18 protein-coding genes are annotated in these 19,573 nt (G+C 71.9%); 9 read left to right on the forward strand and 9 right to left on the reverse strand.

Going from position 1 to position 19,573, the window contains the following annotated elements; all coding sequences use genetic code 11:
- Positions 1-19: 19 nt before the first annotated feature.
- Together H343_RS0104800 and H343_RS0104805 are read left to right on the forward strand one after the other, a co-directional pair.
- Entirely contained in the window at positions 20-823 is an 804-nt protein-coding gene (locus tag H343_RS0104800; RefSeq protein WP_028430208.1) for an MBL fold metallo-hydrolase, read from the forward strand.
- A 14-nt stretch (positions 824-837) separates the two neighbouring features.
- Entirely contained in the window at positions 838-1,491 is a 654-nt protein-coding gene (locus tag H343_RS0104805; protein ID WP_037902568.1) for a VTT domain-containing protein, read from the forward strand.
- Positions 1,492-1,526: 35 nt separating this feature from the next.
- Here H343_RS0104805 and H343_RS28930 read toward each other — a convergent pair whose 3' ends face one another.
- The 3 genes from H343_RS28930 to H343_RS0104820 all read right to left on the reverse strand — a co-directional run bounded on the left by H343_RS28930 (position 1,527) and on the right by H343_RS0104820 (position 4,796).
- On the reverse strand, positions 1,527-2,519 hold the full coding sequence (locus H343_RS28930; protein ID WP_051264622.1) for an MBL fold metallo-hydrolase: 993 nt from the start codon (positions 2,517-2,519) through the stop codon (positions 1,527-1,529).
- Positions 2,520-2,743: 224 nt separating this feature from the next.
- On the reverse strand, positions 2,744-3,856 hold the full coding sequence (locus H343_RS28935; RefSeq protein ID WP_037902345.1) for an aminotransferase class I/II-fold pyridoxal phosphate-dependent enzyme: 1,113 nt from the start codon (positions 3,854-3,856) through the stop codon (positions 2,744-2,746).
- 130 nt (positions 3,857-3,986) lie between these two features.
- A complete protein-coding gene (locus tag H343_RS0104820; protein WP_486586787.1) occupies positions 3,987-4,796 on the reverse strand; it encodes an ANTAR domain-containing response regulator in 810 nt (269 codons plus the stop codon).
- A 138-nt stretch (positions 4,797-4,934) separates the two neighbouring features.
- Here H343_RS0104820 and H343_RS0104825 point away from each other — a divergent pair, with 138 nt between their 5' ends.
- Positions 4,935-6,170 (forward strand): PAS domain-containing protein, encoded by a 1,236-nt coding sequence (locus H343_RS0104825; RefSeq protein ID WP_028430211.1) that lies wholly within the window; start codon positions 4,935-4,937, stop codon positions 6,168-6,170.
- A gap of 129 nt (positions 6,171-6,299) precedes the next feature.
- On the opposite strand, the gene H343_RS28940 is transcribed toward H343_RS0104825, so the two are convergent.
- On the reverse strand, positions 6,300-7,163 hold the full coding sequence (locus H343_RS28940) for a SigB/SigF/SigG family RNA polymerase sigma factor (protein ID WP_078505003.1): 864 nt from the start codon (positions 7,161-7,163) through the stop codon (positions 6,300-6,302).
- A 330-nt stretch (positions 7,164-7,493) separates the two neighbouring features.
- Between H343_RS28940 and H343_RS28945 the strand changes: the two genes are divergently transcribed.
- Positions 7,494-9,425: a thiamine pyrophosphate-requiring protein gene (locus H343_RS28945; RefSeq protein ID WP_078505004.1), complete on the forward strand. Its 1,932-nt coding sequence runs from the start codon at positions 7,494-7,496 to the stop codon at positions 9,423-9,425.
- A 127-nt stretch (positions 9,426-9,552) separates the two neighbouring features.
- Here the strand turns inward: H343_RS28945 and H343_RS0104840 are convergent, their stop codons facing one another.
- Entirely contained in the window at positions 9,553-9,774 is a 222-nt protein-coding gene (locus H343_RS0104840; protein WP_028430212.1) for a DUF6158 family protein, read from the reverse strand.
- A 108-nt stretch (positions 9,775-9,882) separates the two neighbouring features.
- Between H343_RS0104840 and H343_RS28950 the strand changes: the two genes are divergently transcribed.
- From H343_RS28950 to H343_RS0104865, 5 genes are all read left to right on the forward strand, one after another.
- On the forward strand, positions 9,883-11,115 hold the full coding sequence (locus H343_RS28950) for a baeRF2 domain-containing protein (RefSeq protein ID WP_051264587.1): 1,233 nt from the start codon (positions 9,883-9,885) through the stop codon (positions 11,113-11,115).
- On the forward strand, positions 11,099-11,497 hold the full coding sequence (locus H343_RS0104850) for a DUF2795 domain-containing protein (protein ID WP_028430213.1): 399 nt from the start codon (positions 11,099-11,101) through the stop codon (positions 11,495-11,497). Before H343_RS28950 ends, H343_RS0104850 begins: the two co-directional genes overlap by 17 nt.
- Before the next feature lie 192 nt (positions 11,498-11,689).
- Complete coding sequence (locus H343_RS28955; protein WP_078505005.1) at positions 11,690-13,417, forward strand: bifunctional phosphatase PAP2/diacylglycerol kinase family protein; 1,728 nt, start codon at positions 11,690-11,692, stop codon at positions 13,415-13,417.
- Positions 13,418-13,839: 422 nt separating this feature from the next.
- On the forward strand, positions 13,840-14,649 hold the full coding sequence (locus H343_RS0104860; RefSeq protein ID WP_028430214.1) for a class I SAM-dependent methyltransferase: 810 nt from the start codon (positions 13,840-13,842) through the stop codon (positions 14,647-14,649).
- A 32-nt stretch (positions 14,650-14,681) separates the two neighbouring features.
- Positions 14,682-15,038: a glyoxalase/bleomycin resistance/dioxygenase family protein gene (locus H343_RS0104865; protein ID WP_028430215.1), complete on the forward strand. Its 357-nt coding sequence runs from the start codon at positions 14,682-14,684 to the stop codon at positions 15,036-15,038.
- A 161-nt stretch (positions 15,039-15,199) separates the two neighbouring features.
- On the opposite strand, the gene H343_RS0104870 is transcribed toward H343_RS0104865, so the two are convergent.
- Genes H343_RS0104870 through H343_RS0104885 form a run of 4 tightly spaced genes read right to left on the reverse strand, consistent with a single transcriptional unit; the run spans position 15,200 to position 19,420 of the window.
- On the reverse strand, positions 15,200-16,189 hold the full coding sequence (locus H343_RS0104870; protein WP_028430216.1) for a zinc-dependent alcohol dehydrogenase family protein: 990 nt from the start codon (positions 16,187-16,189) through the stop codon (positions 15,200-15,202).
- Positions 16,186-17,106, reverse strand: coding sequence for a carbohydrate ABC transporter permease (locus H343_RS0104875; RefSeq protein ID WP_078505006.1), 921 nt, complete (start codon positions 17,104-17,106; stop codon positions 16,186-16,188). Before H343_RS0104875 ends, H343_RS0104870 begins: the two co-directional genes overlap by 4 nt.
- Positions 17,103-18,062, reverse strand: coding sequence for a carbohydrate ABC transporter permease (locus H343_RS0104880; protein ID WP_028430218.1), 960 nt, complete (start codon positions 18,060-18,062; stop codon positions 17,103-17,105). Before H343_RS0104880 ends, H343_RS0104875 begins: the two co-directional genes overlap by 4 nt.
- A complete protein-coding gene (locus tag H343_RS0104885) occupies positions 18,059-19,420 on the reverse strand; it encodes an ABC transporter substrate-binding protein (protein ID WP_028430219.1) in 1,362 nt (453 codons plus the stop codon). The genes H343_RS0104880 and H343_RS0104885 overlap by 4 nt, the downstream gene beginning before the upstream one ends.
- Positions 19,421-19,573 lie beyond the last annotated feature (153 nt).

Genomic DNA, 19,573 nt, shown 5'->3' on the forward strand with positions numbered 1-19,573 from the left:
GCGCGCGGGAGGTGCACGGGTGCCGGTGGAAGTGACGTGGTGGGGGCATGCCACCGCCACGGTCCGCGATTCCGGGGTGACGGTCCTGACGGACCCGCTGCTGGTGCGCCGCATGGCGCACCTGCGCAGACGGCGCGGTGAACTGCCGCCCCCGGGGGCCGCGGTGGCCGATGTGGTGCTCATCTCCCATCTGCACGCCGACCATCTGCACCTGGGTTCGCTCGCCCGGCTGCCGCCCGGCACGCGCGTCGTCGTCCCGCGCGGCGCCCTGCGGGCTCTGCCCCGGCTCCGGCGGCTGGCGGGGCTGCTGCGTCTGGAGGAGGTCTCGCCCGGTGAGTCGCTCACGGCGGCCGCCGCCGGCGGGCCGCAGGGAGCCGGGCCGGTGCGGGTGCACGCGGTGCCCGCCTCCCACGACGGCCGGCGCATGCCCTGCGGACGGCATCACGCGCCCGCGCTCGGCTACGTCGTCCAGGGCGAGGCCCGTACGTACTTCGCCGGCGACACCGGCCTCTTCGAGGACATGGCGGAAGCCGTCGGACCGGTCGATGTGGCACTGCTGCCCGTGGGCGGCTGGGGGCCCTGGCTGGGCAGCGAACATCTGGACGCGGAGCGTGCCGCGCAGGCGCTGGTGCGGCTGCGGCCGCGCCACGCGGTGCCGGTGCACTACGGCACGTACTGGCCGATCGGGATGGACGCGGTGCGCCCGCACGAATTCCACGCCCCGGGTGACGAGTTCGCACGCAAGGCGGGAAGGCTGGCGCCCGCGGTGGACGTGCACCGCCTCGCACACGGCGAGAGCAGAGCGCTGGAGGTGGTCCGGTGACCCTCCCCTCCGCGATGGCGGCCCTGGAGGAGGGCCCGGGCCTTGCCGCCGGGCTCGGTGCGGCGGTGCCGCCGGAGTCCACGCAGGAGGCGGTCACCTATCCGTCGCTGTTCCTGCTCGTGGTGGTGGGTTCGCTCGTCCCCGTCGTACCGACGGGTGCTCTCGTCAGCGGCGCCAGTGTGGTCGCTCTGCACCACAGCGCCCCGGCGCCGTCACTGGCGGCCGTCTTCGCCGTTGCGGCGGGCGCGGCCTTCCTCGGCGACATCACGCTCTACTGGCTCGGCCGGCGCGGCGTCGATTCGAATAAGGGTTCGCGCTGGCTGCGGCGGCTGCGCGAGCACTCCGCCCCGGAGCGGCTCGCCCAGGCCCGCGACAGGCTCGTCGAACACGGAGTCGCCGTCCTGGTCCTCTCCCGGCTGATACCCGCGGGACGCATACCCGTCATGCTGGCGTGCCTCCTCAACCGGATGCCCCTCCGCGACTTCGTGCGCGGCAGCCTGCCGGCCTGTCTCACCTGGGCCGTGACCTACGGGCTCATCGGCATCCTGGGCGGCTCCCTCTTCCCCGAGCCGTGGGAGGGCGTGGCGGCGGCGGTCGCCCTGACCCTGGCCGTCAGCGCGGTGCCCCGCATGTGGCGGCGGCTGCGAAGGCGGGGAGAGACGGGCTGACGGGGTGCACGGCGGCACGGACGGTCCGCGGGCCCTCACTCCAGCACGCGCGAGGCCCCCACGGGCAGGTCCCACAGGTCGGCGCGCGGCCGCCCTGCCTCGGCCCACGCCGCACGTACGCGGCGCAGCGGCGCGAGCGGCGGTTCGGCGGACAGCAGGAACGTGGCCCAGTGCATCGGCGCCATCGCACGGGCCCCCACGTCCGCGCACGCCTGGACGGCCTCCTCGGGACAGGTGTGGACCGGTGTGAGCATCCAGCGGGGCTCATAGGCGCCGACGGGCAGCAGGGCCAGATCGATACCGGGCAGACGGCGGCCGATCTCGGCGAACCAGTGCCCGTAACCGGAGTCGCCGGCGAAGTAGACGCGCCGGCCGTCCGGTGCGGTCAGCACCCAGCCACCCCACAGGGAACGGCAGGTGTCCGTGAGCGTCCGCCGGGACCAGTGGTGGGCGGGCACGAAATCGAAGCGGACGCGGTCCCCGTGCGCTGCCGGCAGCTCCGCGGCCTCCCACCAGTCCAGCTCGGTCACGCACGTGAAGCCGCGTCTGCGGAACCAGCGGGCCAGTCCGGCCGGTACGAACACGGGGGTGCCGCGCGGGAGGCGGGAGACGGTGGGGGCGTCGAGATGGTCGTAGTGGTTGTGGGAGATGACCACGGCGTCGACCGGTGGCAGATCGGACCAGGCGACGCCGACCGGGGTGACGCGCGGCGGCGTCGCCAGGATGCGCCGGGACCAGACGGGATCGGTGAGCACCGTCAGCCCTCCGATGCGCACGACCCAACTGGCGTGCCCCGCCCAGGTGACGGCGACGGTCCCGGCGTCGGCCGCGGGCAACGGGCCCGGCTCGTACGGCAGTTGCCGGATCTCGCGCAGGGACTCCTCCGCCGGCCGCAGCGCACGCTCGCGCGCCACCCGGCCCAGCGCGCGCACACCGGGAAGCGGAGAGGTGAGCCGTTGCGCGAACGAGCGCGGCCAGAACCGCCTGGCCCCCAGCGGGTGCGGCGGTGCGGGCGTCGCCGCGGCCACGGCTGCCCCGGCCCCGGGCGGGGTACCGGCCCCGGGCGGAGCTCCCGCACCGTGTGGCTTTCCGTCCGCGCGTACGCCCTCGTCAGCCGGGGGCCCCTCCGCCGTGGCTGCGCCCCGGCCTGCGCAAGCGCCCTGCTCCGGGGTGACGCCCTCAGCGCCGAGCGGGTGCCGCTTCAGAGGCGTCCGCGCTTCCTGCCCGGTCAGCGTCCTGTCCGGTTCCACATTCACTCCCGGGAGGCTGTCAGTTCGGCCAGTGTGGAACGCACGGAGTCCAGCGCCCGGCCGACGGCCGGCGACCCCAGCGGTTCGGGCGGACGGGAGCCACCGGTGAGCAGTTCGCTCGACAGCCGTACCCGCAGCGCCTGCGGATCGTCGCCGAAGCGGTGCCCGCCGACGGCGTGCGGGCCCAGCCGCCGCACCAGTTCGGCCTCCAGTCCCGCCGCGTCCCGGATGCCTTGCGCGGTCAGCCGCGGCCGTACCGGCTCCAGATCGGCGTAGATGTGCCGGCCCGCGTGCGGCGGACGGCACAGGGCCCCGGCCTCGGTGAAGGCGTGCTGCAGCGCGGTCAGCAGGGTGCCGTAGGCGCGGGCGGCGGTCGCACGGCGGGTGCGCAGCGGCTCCGGTTCGGTCAGCGCGTCGGCGACCACGGCGTCGGCCTGGCCGTTCAGTTCGCTGCGCAGCCCGGCCAGCACCCCGCGGGCGGCGTCGGCGAGTCCGCGCCCGCGTCCGCTGTCGGGGAAGCGCGCGATGGCGGCCTGCGGGCCCTGCGGCAGCAGCGCCTCACCGAGCCCGGCCAGCACGACCACCGCGTCGGTGTCCCTGCCTCCGTGGACCATCTCGGCGGGGCTGACGACGACCGTGTCGTGCGGCGCGTGCGAGGTGTCCCGCCAGGTCTCGTCGCTGACGATGAGCAACTCCTCGTCCCCGGCGGCCTCGCACACCTCGTGCAGCAGCTCCGGGGGCACGGCGGTGCCGGTGCAGTCGTCGGCCACCGACAGCACGAGGACACGCGGCGCGTCCCCGTCCGTACGCGCACGGCGCACCGTCTCGCGCAGCGCCACCGGGTCGGGCACTCCGCCGCATTCGGCGGGTACGGGCACGGTGTGCAGCGGTCGCCCCAGCAGCCGCGCCTGCGCGGTGTGCCACTGCGCGCACGGCCGGGGCAGCACCACGGCACCGCCGCCCGCCACGGCGAACACGGCCAGCAGCAGCAACGGCGCACCGGGGGCGGCGACGACCTGCTCCGGTTGGGTGTGCATCCCTTTGCGCTGCCAGTAACCGCAGGCGGCGACGGCGGTGGCGGAGCGGCCCTGCCGGTATCCGTCGGTGCCCTCCATCGCTTCTGCCTCCGCCGCAATCCGCAGATCGGACAACCCGCTCGACCCGTCCACCTTCGCAGAAGTGCGGACGGTCACGCGCGGCGACACGAACAGCGCCACACGGCGCCCGGGAGGCTCCGCGGCCGTGTCAGCCGCGCCCCTGCCGCCGGGTGCGGCGCAGCTTGCGCAACTGCTCCTCGACACCGCGTCCGCGGTTGCGTACGAGGGCTTCCGCCAGCTCGGACAGCTTGCGGTTGGAGCGCTGCGACATCGTGCGCAGCAGTTCGAAGGCTTCCTTGGAGGTGCAGCCCTCCACCGCCATCACGATTCCGCACGCCTGGTCCACCATGGGGCGCGAGTTCATGGCGAGGTGGAGCTGTTCCACCTCGGCGAGGGCGTCACGGTAGCGGCGGTCCCGGCCGAGGACACCCGCGGCGAGTTCAGCCAGTTCGGCACCCGTGTCCTGGACGACGTCGGTGAGCTGGTGCGGCCTGAAGGCGTAGACGGAGACGGTGAGGACCGCGCCCTCGTGCCGGAAGGGCAGGGTCGCGCACCCGCGCAGTCCCCTCTGCAGCGCCAGCGCGCGGTAGCCCGGCCAGCGCGTCTCGGCCAGCAGATCGTCGACGATCACCGAGGTGCCCGTCCTCAGAGCTTCGGGCACCGGCCCCTCGCCCGTGTCCCACTGGGCGGCCACGAGCGCCGAGAGATCGGGGTGGGTGACGGCGGTCGAGGGCCGGTCCGGTGCGTCGGCCAGGGGGCCACCCCTGCCGTCGGTCAGGGTGACGGCCGCCGCGCAGCTTCCGGGGGTGCCGCGCACCGCCCGTTCCGCGAGGTCGGTGAAGCCGCGGCTGACTGAGATCTCACCGCCCCGCTCGTCCGCCGTCTTCAGCGGCGCCAAGGTCGGGAGGTTGTGCGGACCGGTGTCCGCGTCGGCGTCGGCGTACTTCGGTGCGTCCACGAGCGCACGGTTGCCCGGGAACCCGCTGCGGTAACCGCCCCCACGGCGGCCGTCCTCGGCAGCCCGCCGGTGCGGGGCCACCGCACCGGCGCGGAGACCCCGCGGAGGCGCCTTCCGGCACACGCTAGATTGAACTCCATGACCGAGATGGAGGGCTTCGGCTCTGAGCTCGCCGGTTTCCGAAGGCGCGTCGACGAACTGCGCTCCGCACGCGCAATCCCCGAGGGCGACCACCTCCCCACCCTGGACGCCGCCCTCTTCGAACTGCAGCACGCGGCGGAGGTCTTGTGGCCCCGCTACGAGAAACTGGCGGCAGACCGCAGACGCCGCGGCAGCCGGGACGAGTCGCACGAACAGCAGGTGCTGCGCGCCCTGTTCCAGCGGCTGCCCGTCGCGGTCGCGCTCATGGACCCGGACGGAGTGGTGCGACGGCTCAACCTCGCCGCCTCCCAGCTCTTCGGCATGCGCGCCGGATACGCGGCCGGGCGCCCCCTCTCGGGGTCCTTCACGCACGAGGGACGGCCGGCCTTCCGCACCCAGGTCGCGGCCGTCGCCAGGGGCGAGGGGGCGCGCAGCCTGCGGGTCTGCCTGATGCACTCCGAGGGCGGGGGCGAGGGAACGGTCGAGGCGGGCGACGGGCCCACGAGGCTGCGGGTGACGCTGACGTCACTGCGTCCCCCGCAGGAGCCGAGAAACATCGTCCTCGCGGTCTTCCAGCCCGCCGTGGACGGCGCGGCCGGCGCCTCGGTCGCCGGTGTGCAGCCCTCGGAGGACGCGGCGGCGGCGCTTCCCGATCTGGGAGAGATGGCCAGGCACACGGGCATCCTCGACCTCGTGGACGACGTGGCCGCCGAGTTGATGGTCACGGAGCGGGAGCCGGACCTGATCGCCGCACACGCCGCGGCAGTCCTGCACAAACGATTCGCGGACTGGGTGATCGTGGACATCCGCCCGCCGGGGGAGCCGCTGCGCCGCCCGGTGGTGCTCGGCCCGGAAGGCACGGTGCGCAAGGCCCTCCTGGACCAGCGTCCCTGCGGCGTCCCTCTGGTGAACGCGGCCGTGGACGACCTTGTGACCACGATTCAGGCCCGCCCGGAGGACACCGACGCGTTCGGCCGCGACGACGAGGGGGCACCGATGCTCGTGAGGGCGGAGGTCGGCTCGCTGATCTGCGCGCCGCTGTCGGCCGCCGGCCGCGGCCGCGCCTCGTCCCGGGCGATGCGGAAACCCTCCTCCCCCGACGACGGCCCCGCCCCGGTACAGGGTGCGCTGACCCTCTTCCGTACGGGCAGCACCCCCGCCTTCGAGCTGGCGGAGGCCGCGGCCGTGGGACGCATCGCGCGTCACATCGCGCTTGCGCTGGGCCGTCGCTGACGAACGACGACGGCCGGCCGTGGACGTGGGTGCACGCGGCGGATGTGCGGGCCATCCGCCGCGTGCACGGTGAGATTCGCCGGACAGGGCCTGGCCGGTGCCCCTCCCGGCAGGGTGTGCCCCGGCGGGTCAGGCAACGGTGAGCGAGGAGGAGACGGAGCCCGTCTTCTCCTGCTCGGCCTCCTGCTCCTGGTCGGCATCGGCGTCGACCTCCTGGTGTATGCGGTCGCAGGTGCGGCTGATGAGCCGGGAGACGTGCATCTGCGAGATGCCGAGCTGATCGGCGATCCTGCTCTGCGTCATGTCGCAGAAGAAACGCAGGTACAGGATGTGACGCTCCCTCTCGGGCAGCCGCTGGAGGCGCGGCTTGACCGACTCCCGGTAGACGACGTGGTCGAAGCCGGGCTCCGGCTTCCCGAGAGTGTCGGAGAGTGAGTATCCGTCATCCGCGCCGGGCAGTTCGGCGTCGAGGGAGAGAGTGCTGTAGCTCTCCAGCGCTTCCATCCCCACCAGCACGTCCTCCTCGGACATCCGGCTGTGTTCGGCGAGCTGCGCCACGGTAGGGGTGCCGCCGCCCAGGGATCCGCTCAGCTCCCGGTGGCTGATCCGTACCCGGTTACGCAGTTCCTGGACGCGGCGCGGTACGTGGACGCCCCACATGTGGTCACGGAAATGCCGCTTGATCTCGCCCACGATGGTCGGCACCGCGAAGCTCTCGAACGCGCTGCCGCGGTCGGGGTCGTACCGGGCGACGGCCTTGACCAGGCCGAGTGAGGCGACCTGCTGCAGGTCCTCCAGCGCTTCGCCGCGGTTGCGGAATCGCTGTGCGAGGCGCTGGGCCATGGGCATCCAGGCCTTCACGACCTCCTGGCGCAGCTCTTCCTTCTGCGGGCCGTCCGGAAGTGAGATGATCCGGCGGAAATCGGCTTCGGTGTCGGGAGCGTCATCGTGCGGGTGACGTGCCCGCTTCGTACGGGTTCGCACGGAAGTCATCAGGCTTCGCCCTCTTCCCTTTGGTGTCATGCGCTGAGCAATCACCGCGGGAGAGGACACATGCGGGGGGCCGACGGCCCTGAGCGGACTCAGAGGTCTCGCTCCCGCGGATGTGCCTTCTTTCCGAAGCACTTGATGGCTTGTCTGCCCTGCAACCGGTGCGGCAAACGTCCACCTTCCCGGCTCGTGGGTGTGTCCCTGCTCTCATCATTCCTCTCCCCGCGCCCAGTCGTCCGCTGCCCGGCTCCACGGCCGGGCGCCGACGCGGGTTTCCGGGTCCGGAGCCCGGAAACCCGGGGGAGCCCCCCGGGCCGAGAGGAGCACACGTCCATGTCCGAGAAGGTTTCCGACCACATCCTGCGCAGGCTGCGTGAGTGGGAGGTCGAGCACGTCTTCGGCTACCCCGGCGACGGCATCAACGGCCTGCTCGCCGCGTGGGAGCGCGCCGGGAACGAGCCCCGTTTCGTGCAGGCGCGGCACGAGGAGATGGCGGCGTTCGAGGCGGTGGGCTACGCCAAGTTCTCCGGCAGGCTCGGCGTGTGCGCCGCCACCTCCGGTCCGGGCGCCGTCCATCTGCTCAACGGGCTCTACGACGCCAAGCTCGACCACGTGCCCGTGGTGGCCCTCGTCGGGCAGACGGCGCGCTCGGCGATGGGCGGCTCCTACCAGCAGGAGATCGACCTGCACTCCCTCTTCAAGGACGTCGCCTCGGAGTTCCTGGAGACGGTGACCGTCCCCGAGCAGCTGCCCAACGTGCTGGACCGCGCCATCCGCACCGCCCTCGCCCGCGGCGCCCCGACGGCCGTGATCGTCCCGGCGGACGTGCAGGACCTGGACTACGAACCGCCCGGCCACGCGTTCAAGATGGTGCCCTCCAGCCTCGGCAGCAGCGGCTGGCACTCCGAACCCACCGAGGAGGCCCTCGACCGGGCCGCGGAGGTGCTGAGCGCCGGCAGGAAGGTCGCCGTCCTCGTCGGTCAGGGCGCGCGCGGGGCGCGGGCCGAGGTCGAGCAGACCGCCGAGAGGCTGCAGGCCGGTGTGGCCAAGGCGCTGCTCGGCATGGACGTCCTGCCGGACACCCTGCCCTATGTCACCGGCCCCATCGGGCTGTTGGGGACGCGGCCGAGCTACGAGATGATGCGGGACTGCGACACCCTGCTGACCATCGGTTCGAGCATGCCCTACAGCCAGTTCCTGCCGCCGTACGGCAAGGCCCGCGCCGTCCAGATCGACATCGACCCGCACATGGTGGGGATGCGCTACCCCTACGAGGTGAACCTCGTCGGCGATGCCCGCACCACGCTGCGGCGGCTGCTGGACCGGCTCCCCCACAACGACGAGGGCCTGGAGTGGCAGGAGGAGCTGACGGCGAACGTCGACCGGTGGAAGGAGGTGATGCGCCGGCGCGCGGAGGTCTCGGCCGACCCGGTCAACCCCGAGTACGTCGCCCACTGCCTCGACCCGCTGCTGCCCCAGGACGCGATCATCACCGCCGACTCCGGTTCGGCCACCAACTGGTACGCCCGTCATCTGACGATGCGCGGCACCATGCGCGGCTCGCTCTCCGGGACGCTGGCGACGATGGGCTGCGCCGTCCCGTACGCGCTGGGCGCCAAGTTCGCCCACCCCGGCCGTCCCGTCGTCGCGCTGGTGGGTGACGGCGCCATGCAGATGAACGGCATGGCCGAACTCGTCACGCTCGCCAAGTACCGCATGTCCTGGGACGATCCGCGGCTGGTGATCGGGGTGTGGAACAACCGGGACCTCAACCAGGTCACCTGGGAGATGCGTGCCATGGGAGGGTCACCGCAGTTCCTGCCCTCGCAGTCGCTGCCCGACGTCTCCTATGCCGCCTTCGCCCGCTCCCTGGGAATGACGGGCATCCGCGTCGACAAGCCGGAGGAGGTGCGGGACGCCTGGCAGGAGGCGCTGAACGCCCAGGGCCCGGCCGTGGTGGAGTTCATGACCGACCCGTCCGTGCCGCCGATCCCGCCGCACGCCGACTGGGACCAGATCGAGGCGACGGCCGCAGCCATCACCAAGGGCGACCCGGCCCGCAGGGCGATGGTCAAGCAGGGCATCAAGGCGAAGGTGCAGGAGTTCCTGCCGGGCGGCAGGCCGCACCGCTCCGGGAGGGCGACGGGGTCGGAGACGGAGGGGGGTCCGGAGGTCTCCGGGGGCTCCTCCGGAGCACCGGAGGGCGGTGCGTCCGAGAGCGAGGAGGAGAGGGCCGGAGGAGAAGAAGGACAAGACCGGCCGTAAGGCCTGTAGGCCGCGCACCCCGCCGGGCCTGGCCGCGTCCGGCCCGGCGGGCTGCGCGAAGGGCGCCGGCTCCCCACCGGGCCTCGCCGTACGGCCCGTGGGCTCGCCGTACGGCCCGGTGCGGCCGTCACGCGCCGCGGGCCCGCGCCCCCTCCCGCGTACGGCCGGGGGTGACCGGCCGCTCCGGATGGCGGCGCAGATACTCGGCCTCCAGTTCGGCCATCCGGACACTGTGCGCGGACAGCGCGTCCATCGGCGCGTGCAGCAGGGTGTCGTGCCGGGTGCGGTGGATGGTCTCCAGCTCCCTGAGCAGGTCCGCGTCGCTCAGCTCACGTGGATCGATTCCCATGGGACTTCCTCTCCTGGCGGGGACGGACCTTCCCTCGTGTTTCCTCTGTCCCCCGTGTGGCCCGCGGACGCACGGGTACCCGGCCTCGGCAATTCAAGGAGGGAATAAATGGAACTCGGATTCCTCGGGCCGCTCTTCGAACACCGGGGCCCCTGGGCGTCGGTCTACTTCGACACCACCACGGCCTCCGAGGACGCCGCCGCACGGCAGGAACTGACCGCCCGGTCCGTGAGCGACCACCTCGAGCGCCAGGGCGCGGACGAGGCCACTCGCCGCGCCGTCTACGACCACCTGGTGGCACTGCCCCGCGGGGCACAGCCGCCGGGGCGCGCGGTCTTCGCCACGGACGGTGAGGTCGTGCTCGACACGGAACTGACGGTCCAGCCGCCCGGCGGTGGCCAGCCGCTCGCCACCTGGCAGGCGCTGCCGCGCCTCGCACCGCTGCTCGAACTCGGGGACGGCGATCCCGCCTGTCTGGTGGCCTACATCGACCGCACCGGGGCGGAATTCGAGCTGAGGGGCTCCCTCGGCTCCCAAGCCGCGGGCCGTGTCACGGGCAGTGACTGGCCGGTGCACCGCACTCCCAGCGGCGACTGGTCGGAGCGGCACTTCCAGACGGCGGTCGAGAACACCTGGGAGCAGAACGCGGAGGAGATCGCCGACGAACTGCGCAAACGCCGGGACAAGAGCGGTGCGCAGGTCGTGGTCCTGGCAGGCGACGCGCGCGAACGCAACGCCGTCCACGACCGCCTCCCGCCCGATCTGCGAGAACGCACCGTCAAGGCGGAACACGGCGTACGCGACGACCGCGGACCCGACGGCCCCGCCTCGAACACCGCCAGGGGCCGGGAGCTGCTGGACGAGGAGATCGCCCAGGCACGCGCGGAGTACGGACGGGCGCGTACGGCGAAGGCCCTGGAGCGCTTCCAGGCCGGACGCGCGCCCACCGAGGAGGGCAGAATCGACGCCGCCGAGACCGTTCCGGCGCTCGTCGAGGCCGCGCGCGAGCACCGCATCGCCCTGCTGCTGGTACGTCCCGAGGGCGGCGACCTCAACCACGAGGTCTGGGTCGGCGACGAACCGGACCAGCTGGCCGTGCGCCGCACCGAGAGCCAGTATCTGGGCGCCGACGATCCGGCGGAGGCACGCGCCGACGACGCTCTGCTGCGCTCGGCGGCGGTCACGGGTGCGGAGGTGCTGTGCGTACGGGCGTCCGACGTGCCCGAAGGCGTGCCCGAGGGGCTGCCCGAAGGCGGCTTCGGCGCGCTGCTGCGGTGGCCCTACGAAGGAGCACCCGAAGGAGGTGGAGCCGGTGGCGGACAACATGCAGCGCGGGAGTGACCAGCTGAGCGCCCACCGGGACGAGGAGGCCAAGCGGGAGCTGCAGGGCTGGCTGAAGTCCGGGCACCCCACGCGGGCCGAGGAATGGGACGACGCCGAACCCGGGGCGGACGACGACCCGGAGGTCACGGAGCGCGTCGTGCCTCCGGCCGGGGCGGCGGGCCGCGAGGAGGCGCAGGACGAGGCGCTGCGCTCGGATCTCGCCCGCCACCTGGGGCGCCACGCCTTCCCCGCGGACCGCGAGGCGCTCAAGCGCACGCTGATGGACCAGTACGCACCGGACTGGCTGGTGGAGACCGTGCGGGAACTGCCCAAGAAGGGCGGCACCTACGGCAACGTGCAGGAGGTGATGGCCGCACTGGGGCGCAAGCCCCTGGCGTGACCTGCGTGGCCGCCGCACCGCGGCGGCCCGGTCGGCAGGCCCCCGCCCGCCCCGGCGGGGGCCTGCCGACGCTCCGGGGGACGGCTGCGCGTACGATCCGGCGGACCGCTGCGGAAAGCCGCGGACCGGGCCCGGCCGGAGTCACGGGCGGCGAAGGTTTACCGACATCACGGTCAGAGAAGGCAAAACTCCATGGCACAGTTCACCAGTCGCGTGGGGCAGGGTCTGCGCACCTTCCGCCGTCCGGCACGCGTCACGGCCCTCCAGCGGGTGCGCGCTTGGTGGCAACCGACCGAAGGGGCCGGGACGTTCACGCGGGGCGGGCAGACGACCGCCGGGCACACCGGCCCCACCTGGCGGGACTGGCCCGCTCCGCGGGCCTGGTCGGCCGCGGACCGCAACGTCTTCGAACTCGTGGCACAGCGTGACTGGCCCGGCCCCGACCGGGTCCTGCCCCGGCTGAGCCGGAGCGCCAACGGCGGCCGGCTGTGGTTCGCGGTCGCCGGTGCCATCGCCCTCTCGAACACCCCTCGCGCACGGAGGTGCGCGGCACGTGGCCTGGCCTCGCTGGCCGTCGCCTCGGCCACGGTCAACACCCTCGGCAAGGGCTCGGTACGGCGCCAGCGTCCTCTGCTGGACGCGGTGCCGATGATCCGCCGGCTGCACCGCCAGCCGGTGACCACGTCCTTCCCCTCCGGGCACGCCGCCTCAGCCGCGGCCTTCGCCACCGGCGTCGCCCTGGAGTCGCCGCGCTGGGGCGCGGTGGTGGCGCCGATCGCCGCCGCGGTGGCCTTCTCCCGCGTCTACACGGGAGTTCACTACCCCAGCGATGTACTGGTGGGCGCCGCCCTGGGTGTGGGCTCCGCCTTCGCGGTACGGGGCATCGCCCCGACCCGGTCCCAACTCCCCTCCCCCGGACGTCCCCTGGTCGACGCTCCCGCGATGCCGGAGGGCGCGGGGCTGGTGCTGGTCGCCAACTCCACGTCCGGCTCGCGGGCCGAGGAACCGGACGCGCAGACCGAGCCGGACACCGAGCCGGAGGAGCCGCCCGCGCTGGGCGTGGTGCGCAGCATGCTGCCCGAGGCGGAGATCATCACCTGCGACCCGAAGTCCGGGCAGCTCGGCGACACACTGGAGAAGGCCGCGCAGCGTGCCGCCGAACTGGGCGGCGCCCTCGGTGTCAGCGGCGGCGACGGAACGGTCAACGCCGCCGCGACCTGCGCCATGAGGGCCGGGGTGCCGCTGGCCGTACTCCCGGGCGGCACACACAACCACTTCGCCTACGACCTGGGCATCGAGGAGTTCGCCGACACCTGCCGCGCCGTACAGGTGGGCGACGCGGTCGCCGTGGACCTGGGGCGCTTCACGCCGCAGCCTCCCCACTCGGGCTACGAGACCCGCGAGGACGGCGGCGCTCTGTCCGAACCGGGCTACTTCCTCAACACCTTCAGCCTCGGGGCGTACCCCGAACTGGTCCGCCTGCGCGAACGCTGGGCCCACCGCATCGGACCGTGGCCCGCCGGCGTACTGGCCGCGCTGCGCGTACTGCGCACCAGCGGGCCGGTGGAGGCCGGACTCGGCGGCAGGGAACGGGCGTTGTGGCTGCTCTTCGCGGGCAACTGCGCCTACCGGGTCGGCATGGCGCCGGTGCGGCGGCACGACCTCGCGGACGGGCAGCTCGACATCCGCCTCGTCTCCGCGGGCCGCTGGGCCCGTTCACGGCTGTTCGTCGCCGCGCTGACCAGCACCGTGGGACGCTCGCCGCTGCACAGCACGAAGAGGCTGCGCAGGCTGATGATCACCGACATCCCGCAGGGCACACACCTGAGCTACGACGGTGAAGTGGCGCCCGCGCCGGGGCGGTTGCTGCTCGACAAGCAGCACGAGGCGCTGCGGGTCTACCGGCCGCTGGTGACGTGAGCGTGCCACCGCACCGCCGCGTGCGCCACGGTCAAGGCCGGTGAGGAGCCCGGCCCGCAAGCAGCGCAACTCCGCCGAGGACGTCATCGTCACCACCCGGTCGGCGTTTCCCCGCGCTTCGTCGCCACGGATGCCGTCAGCCGACGGCATCAGGACCCGGCACGGAGCAGTGAACGCGGATGGAATTATCGCATCGGCCGTCCACGTACCCATTGCCGGCGGCAGGAAAGTACGCCCACATCGACGACCTTGCCGCGCCTCCCGGGCTCATTCAGGAACGTGGGTCGTTGCGTGATCCGGCTTCGCCGGACGAGGCGAAGACGGCAAAGGGGGGCGGGCTCGCAGTCATCACGATCGCGAACCCGGTCCATATTGCGAGACTCATCTGCCCAGAATGTGAACCGTGGGCGTACCCTGCCGTCATGCCGCACGAGACAGCCACCTACACGCACGGGCATCACGCCTCCGTGCTGCGCTCGCACACCTGGCGTACCGCCGCGAACTCAGCCGCGTATCTGCTGGGCGAGCTGGAGCCGCACATGCGCGTGCTCGACATCGGGTGCGGCCCCGGCACCATCACCGCCGATCTCGCCGCGCTCGTACCGGACGGCCACATCACCGGCCTCGACGCCGCTCCCGGCGTGCTGGAGCAGGCGCGGGCCACGGTGGAGGCGCGCGGGCTGGAGAACGTCACGTTCACGACGGGTGACGTGCACGCGCTCGACCACCCCGACGGTTCCTTCGACGTCGTGCACGCGCATCAGGTTCTCCAGCACGTCGGCGACCCCGTCGCCGCGCTGCGCGAGATGCGGCGCGTGTGCAGGCCCGGCGGCATCGTCGCGGCGCGCGACGCCGACTACGGCGCCATGTTCTGGTATCCGCCGACCGACGGCCTGACGGACTGGCAGCGCCTCTACTCTCGCGTCGCCCGCGGCAACGGCGGTGAGCCGGACGCGGGACGGATGCTGCACGCCTGGGCGCGGCAGGCGGGACTGGCCCAGGTCACCGCGTCCTCCAGCACCTGGTGTTACGCGACGCCTCAGGAGCGGGCGTGGTGGAGCGAGCTGTGGGCGGAGCGCACGCTGGCCTCGTCGTTCGCCCGGTCCGCCGTGGACGGCGGCCACGCCACGGAGGTGGACCTGCGCACCGCCGCGCAGGCGTGGCGGGAGTGGGGCGCGGACGAGGACGGTTGGTTCAGTGTTCCGCACGGGGAGATCCTCTGCCGGTTGTGACGTGGGCTCAGTCGCCCAACTAGGCTCAGGTCATGGACATTCTGGGGACTTCACTGCGCGTCTGCGTCGACGATCTGGATGCCGCCGTGCCGGTGTACGAGCGGATCGCAAGTGCGGAGGCCGTGCGCTTCCAGCAAGGGCCGGTCACGGTCGCGGCCGTCGGGCCGTTCTTCTTGATGAGCGGGCCCGCGGAACATCTCGACATCCTGCGGAAGATCGCGGCGACGCTGGCCGTGAAGGACGTGGACGAGGCCGTCGCCGATCTGACCGCGGTCGGGGCGCAGATCATCGCCGGGCCGAAGGAGACCCCGATCGGACGCAACGTGGTGGCACGGCATCCGGACGGCAGCGTCTTCGAGTACGTCGACCGCCAGGGGGCGGATCAGTAGCACCGGGCGGTCGGCGCGGGCCCGCCGGGCCGGTTCGTGGACGAACGCGGCGAAGGGCGCCGGGGACTGCCCCGGCGCCCTTCGGCTCGGGCGGTGCCGGACGGTGCCGGACGGTGGACGCGCCGGCCGGGCGGACGTGTGCGCCGGCCGACGCAGGGGGATCAGGGCACGACGACGATCTTCCGTCCCTTGCCGGCCGAGAACCGCTCGATCGCTTCCGGGTACTGCTGCAGCGGCATCCGGTCCGAGATGAAGACGTCCGGGTCGAGCACGCCGCCCGCGAAGAGTTCGGCAGCGCGCTCGTAGCTGTGCAGTACGGCCATGGAGCCCGTGATGGTGATCTCCTGGTTGTAGATCTTGTACGGCTCGATGGTGGCCGTCGTCGCGTAGTCGGAGACGCCGAACTGCAGGAATGTTCCCGCCTTGGCGACGCGTCCCAGCCCGTCCTGGATGGCGGCGGCGTTGCCGGTGGCGTCGACGACGAGGTCCCAGCCCTGCGGCCGGTCCAGCTCGTCGGCCGTCGCCGCCGATGCCGAGCAGCCCAACTGGCGTGCGGTGGCGAGCCGTTCGTCGTTCAGGTCGATCATGTCGACACTGGCCGCGCCGGTACGTTTGGCCAGCTCCAGCATCATCAGACCCATCGTGCCGGAGCCGTAGATGACGACGTGGGCGCCGAGTTGGCTCTTGAGGACGTCGTAGCCGCGTACCGCGCAGGAGAGCGGTTCGATGAGCGCGGCGTCCTGCGTGCGTACGTGCTCGGGGAGTTTGACGCAGTTGGCGACGGGAGCGACGGCGTACTCCGCGGCACCACCTGCCGTGGTGACACCGATGGCGGCCCAGCGCTCGCACAGGTTGTTGTGGCCGGTGCGGCAGTAGCGGCACTCGTAGCAGTACAGCGAGGGGTCGACGGCGACGCGGTCGCCGAGGGCCACTTCGGTGACCTCGCTGCCCACACCGACCACTTCGCCGGCGAACTCGTGACCGGGCACCACGGGCAGCGTCGGGGCGAACTCTCCCTGGAGGATGTGCAGATCGGTGCCGCACAGTCCGCACGCCGCCACATCGACGACGACCTGCCGGGGTCCGGGGGTGGGGTCGGGCACGGTGGTGAGTGTGACCTTGCCGGCGGACTCGACGAGAGCGGCCTTCATTTCACGGCTCCTAGAGACAGGCCCTGGACGAGTTTGTCCTGGGCGGCAAATCCTGCGGCGAGCACCGGCAGGGAGATGACCAGCGACGCGGCGCACACCTTGGCGAGGAACAGGCCCTGGCTGGTGATGAATCCGGTCAGGAAGACCGGTGCGGTCTGCGCGACCACTCCAGTGAGGACCCGGGCGAAGAGCATCTCGTTCCAGCTGAAGATGAAGCAGATCAGCGAGGTCGCCGCGATGCCCGGCATGGCGATGGGGGCGACGACGCGGGTGAGGATCACCGGCAGCTTGGCCCCGTCGATCTGCGCGGCCTCGATGAGTGCGGTTGGTATCTCGGCGAGGAACGACTGCATCATCCACACCGCGATCGGCAGGTTCATCGAGGTGTAGAGGATGACGAGCAGCCAGATGTTGTCCAGCAGGCCGGTGTTCTTGGCGAAGAGGTAGATCGGCAGCAGTCCGGCGACGATCGGCAGCATCTTCGTGGAGAGGAAGAAGAAGAGCACGTCCGTCCACTTGCGTACCGGCCTGATGGACAGCGCGTACGCGGCCGGCAGCGCCAGCAGCAGGACGAAGAGGGTGGAGACGACGGACGCCGTGAGGGAGTTGGCCAGCGAGAACCACGGGCTGGGTCCTCCGCCGGCTCCGAAGAACTCGCGGTAACCGTCGAGGGTGAGCGGAACGGCCAGTGCGGGCGGGTTCTTGGCGGCGTCGGTCTCCGAGTGCAGTGACGTCAGGACCATCCACAGCACCGGCGTCACGAAGAGGATGCCCACCACCCAGGCGACCAGGCCCAGTCCGGCGTTCCTCCTGCGCACGCTCTTGGGCGCGGTGTTCGGTGCGGTCTTCGTGCCGGGCTTCGAGGCCGGGATCGCGGCGGGTTTCGGATCGGACGTGGAGACGCTTCCGGCGCTCATGAACGGACCTCCTCGCGGAAGAGGGATGAGACCACTCGCAGCGCGAGGGTGGCGATGATGAGGGAGCCGATGACGACCAGCACACCCGCTGCGGAGGCGAGACCGTACTCGTGTCCCTGGTAGAAGGTCTGGTAGATCGTGTACGGCAGGTTGGCGGTGCCGAGCCCGCCGGAGGTGATGGTGAAGACGGCGTCGAAGTGCTGCACGATGTAGACGGTGCCGAGCAGGGCGCCCAGCTCCAGATAGCGCCGCAGATGGGGCAGGGTGATGTAGCGGAAGACCTGCCAGGCGCTCGCGCCGTCGATCCACGCGGCCTCTACCGCCTCGGCCGGGCGGCTCTGCAGGCCGGCCAGCAGGATCAGCATCATGAACGGCGTCCACTGCCACACCAGCGATGCCTCGACGGCGACGAGCGGCATCTCGGCGACCCAGTCGGGCTGGGCGGCGCCCTCACCGAAGACCATGTTCAGCAGGCCGTTGAAGAGTCCGTACTCGGGGTTGTAGAGCACGTGCTTCCACAGCAGCGCCGCCGCCACGGGAACCAGCAGGAACGGCGCGATCAGCATCGTACGGACCGCGGCACGCCCCTTGAAGCGGCGGTCGAGGAGCAGGGCGAGGAGCATCCCCAGCACGAGGCTGACGAGTACGACGGTGACGGTCAGCAGGATCGTGGTGAAGACGGACTTGCGCAGCTCCGGATCGCTCAGGACCTCGCCGTAGTTGGCGACGCCGGCGAAGCTGCGGGCCTCCGGGTAGAGGGCGTTCCAGTCGAAGACCGATATCACCAGCGTTGCCACCATGGGCAGTTGGGTGACGATGATCAGGAACACCAGGGCGGGCAGAAGCGGGGCACGGGTGACCCAGGCGCGCAGCTTGGCGGGCGGCGGCGCGGTCCGGGCGCGGGGTGGTGTCTGCGGCGCCTGCGCGCCGGGCGGGGTGGTCGTCGCGGTGGTCATCGTCCTCGTCCCTCGTACTCCTCGGAGACCTCTTCGGCGAGCTTCTGTGACTTCTTCAGGGCCGCGTCGACGGACTGCCGTCCGGCGATGGCCGAGCTGATCTCCTGCGAGACCTTGGTGCCCAGGTCGGAGAACTCGGGGATGTCCACGAACTGAATGCCGATGGTGGGGCGCTGCTGTACGCCCGGGTCACGCGGGTCGGCCTCGGTGATCGCCTCGCGGGTGACCTCGCCGAAGGCGCCCGCGGTCTCCTTGTACTCCGGTATCTCGTAGGTGGACGCACGCTTGCCGGCGGGCACGTTGGCCCAGCCGAACTCCTTGCCGACCAGGCGCTCGTACTCCTTGCTCGAGGCCCAGGAGATGAACTTCCACGCCTTGTCCTGGTTGCGGGACGCCTTCTGCAGGCCCCAGGCCCAGCTGTAGAGCCAGCCGGCGGAGTCGGTCTTCACGGTCGGCGCCGGCGCGTAGCCGATCTTGCCCTTCACGGGGGACTTCTCGGCCTCGAGGGAGCCGGCGCCGGAGGTGGCGTCGTACCACATGGCCGACTTGCCCTGTGTCATGTTGTTGAGGCACTCGGCGAACCCCGACTGGGTGGCGCCGGACTGGCCGTGCTTGCGCACCAGGTCGACGTAGAACTTGGTGGCCTTGGTGAAGCCGGGGTCGGTGAGCTTGGCCTTGTAGTCCTTGTCGAACCACGTCCCGCCGTAGGTGTTGACGACCGTCGTCAGCGGTGCGATCACCTCGCCCCAGCCGGGCAGGCCGCGCAGGCAGATGCCGCTCATGCCCTTCTCCGCGCCGTCCGCCTTCGCCGCCAGATCGGCGACCTCGGGCCAGGTCGGCTTCTCGGGCATCTTCAGGTTCTTCTTCTCGAAGACGTCCTTGCGGTACATCAGGAAGGACGACTCGCCGTAGAAGGGTTCGGCGTAGGTCTTGCCGTCCTCGCCCTTCAGGGACTCGCGGATGGAGGGCAGGATGTCCTGCTGGTCGAAGTCCTCGTCCTTCTTGAGGTAGTCGTCCAGGGGGCGCAGCCACTCGTTCTTGGCGTAGATGGGCGCCTCGTAGTTGCTGATGGTGGCGACGTCGTACTGGCCGGCCTGGTTGGCGAAGTCCTGGCTGATCTTGTCCCGGACGTCGTTCTCCGGCAGCGTCGTGAAGCGGACCCTGATGCCGGTCTTCTTCGTGAAGTGCTTGGCGGTGAGCTTCTGCAGCTCGACCATCTGCGGGTTGTTCACCATCAGGACGTTGATGGTGTCGCCGCCGGTGGCGAGGCTTCCGGCCCCGGCACAGGCGGCCAGCAGCACATTGGCCGTGACGACTCCAATGACTGCGCGCGTCCTGTGACGGCTCTGACTGCGCATGAACGGTCTCCTGGTCATAAGGGGGCGAAGCGGGCACGGAATGTCCGTGTGGTGGTCCGGGGGCCGGGCCGGTGGTGCGAAACCTGCGGTGTGTGTGGTGTCCGGGATGTGTGTGGCGCTTCTGGGGCTCGTGGGACTTCCGGTGCCTGCGGG

The organism is Streptomyces sp. TAA204, assembly GCF_000424965.1.

Bases quoted from the DNA above. Each gene is read 5' to 3' on its own strand.
- H343_RS0104825 (WP_028430211.1), top strand. From the start codon at position 4,935: ATGACCGAGATGGAGGGCTTCGGCTCTGAGCTCGCCGGTTTCCGAAGG.
- H343_RS0104875 (WP_078505006.1), bottom strand. From the start codon at position 17,106: ATGAGCGCCGGAAGCGTCTCCACGTCCGATCCGAAACCCGCCGCGATC.
- H343_RS0104880 (WP_028430218.1), bottom strand. From the start codon at position 18,062: ATGACCACCGCGACGACCACCCCGCCCGGCGCGCAGGCGCCGCAGACA.
- H343_RS0104840 (WP_028430212.1), bottom strand. From the start codon at position 9,774: ATGGGAATCGATCCACGTGAGCTGAGCGACGCGGACCTGCTCAGGGAG.
- H343_RS0104850 (WP_028430213.1), top strand. From the start codon at position 11,099: ATGCAGCGCGGGAGTGACCAGCTGAGCGCCCACCGGGACGAGGAGGCC.
- H343_RS28950 (WP_051264587.1), top strand. From the start codon at position 9,883: ATGGAACTCGGATTCCTCGGGCCGCTCTTCGAACACCGGGGCCCCTGG.
- H343_RS0104885 (WP_028430219.1), bottom strand. From the start codon at position 19,420: ATGCGCAGTCAGAGCCGTCACAGGACGCGCGCAGTCATTGGAGTCGTC.
- H343_RS28935 (WP_037902345.1), bottom strand. From the start codon at position 3,856: ATGGAGGGCACCGACGGATACCGGCAGGGCCGCTCCGCCACCGCCGTC.
- H343_RS0104805 (WP_037902568.1), top strand. From the start codon at position 838: ATGGCGGCCCTGGAGGAGGGCCCGGGCCTTGCCGCCGGGCTCGGTGCG.
- H343_RS28945 (WP_078505004.1), top strand. From the start codon at position 7,494: ATGTCCGAGAAGGTTTCCGACCACATCCTGCGCAGGCTGCGTGAGTGG.
- H343_RS0104870 (WP_028430216.1), bottom strand. From the start codon at position 16,189: ATGAAGGCCGCTCTCGTCGAGTCCGCCGGCAAGGTCACACTCACCACC.
- H343_RS0104860 (WP_028430214.1), top strand. From the start codon at position 13,840: ATGCCGCACGAGACAGCCACCTACACGCACGGGCATCACGCCTCCGTG.
- H343_RS28940 (WP_078505003.1), bottom strand. From the start codon at position 7,163: ATGACTTCCGTGCGAACCCGTACGAAGCGGGCACGTCACCCGCACGAT.
- H343_RS28955 (WP_078505005.1), top strand. From the start codon at position 11,690: ATGGCACAGTTCACCAGTCGCGTGGGGCAGGGTCTGCGCACCTTCCGC.
- H343_RS0104865 (WP_028430215.1), top strand. From the start codon at position 14,682: ATGGACATTCTGGGGACTTCACTGCGCGTCTGCGTCGACGATCTGGAT.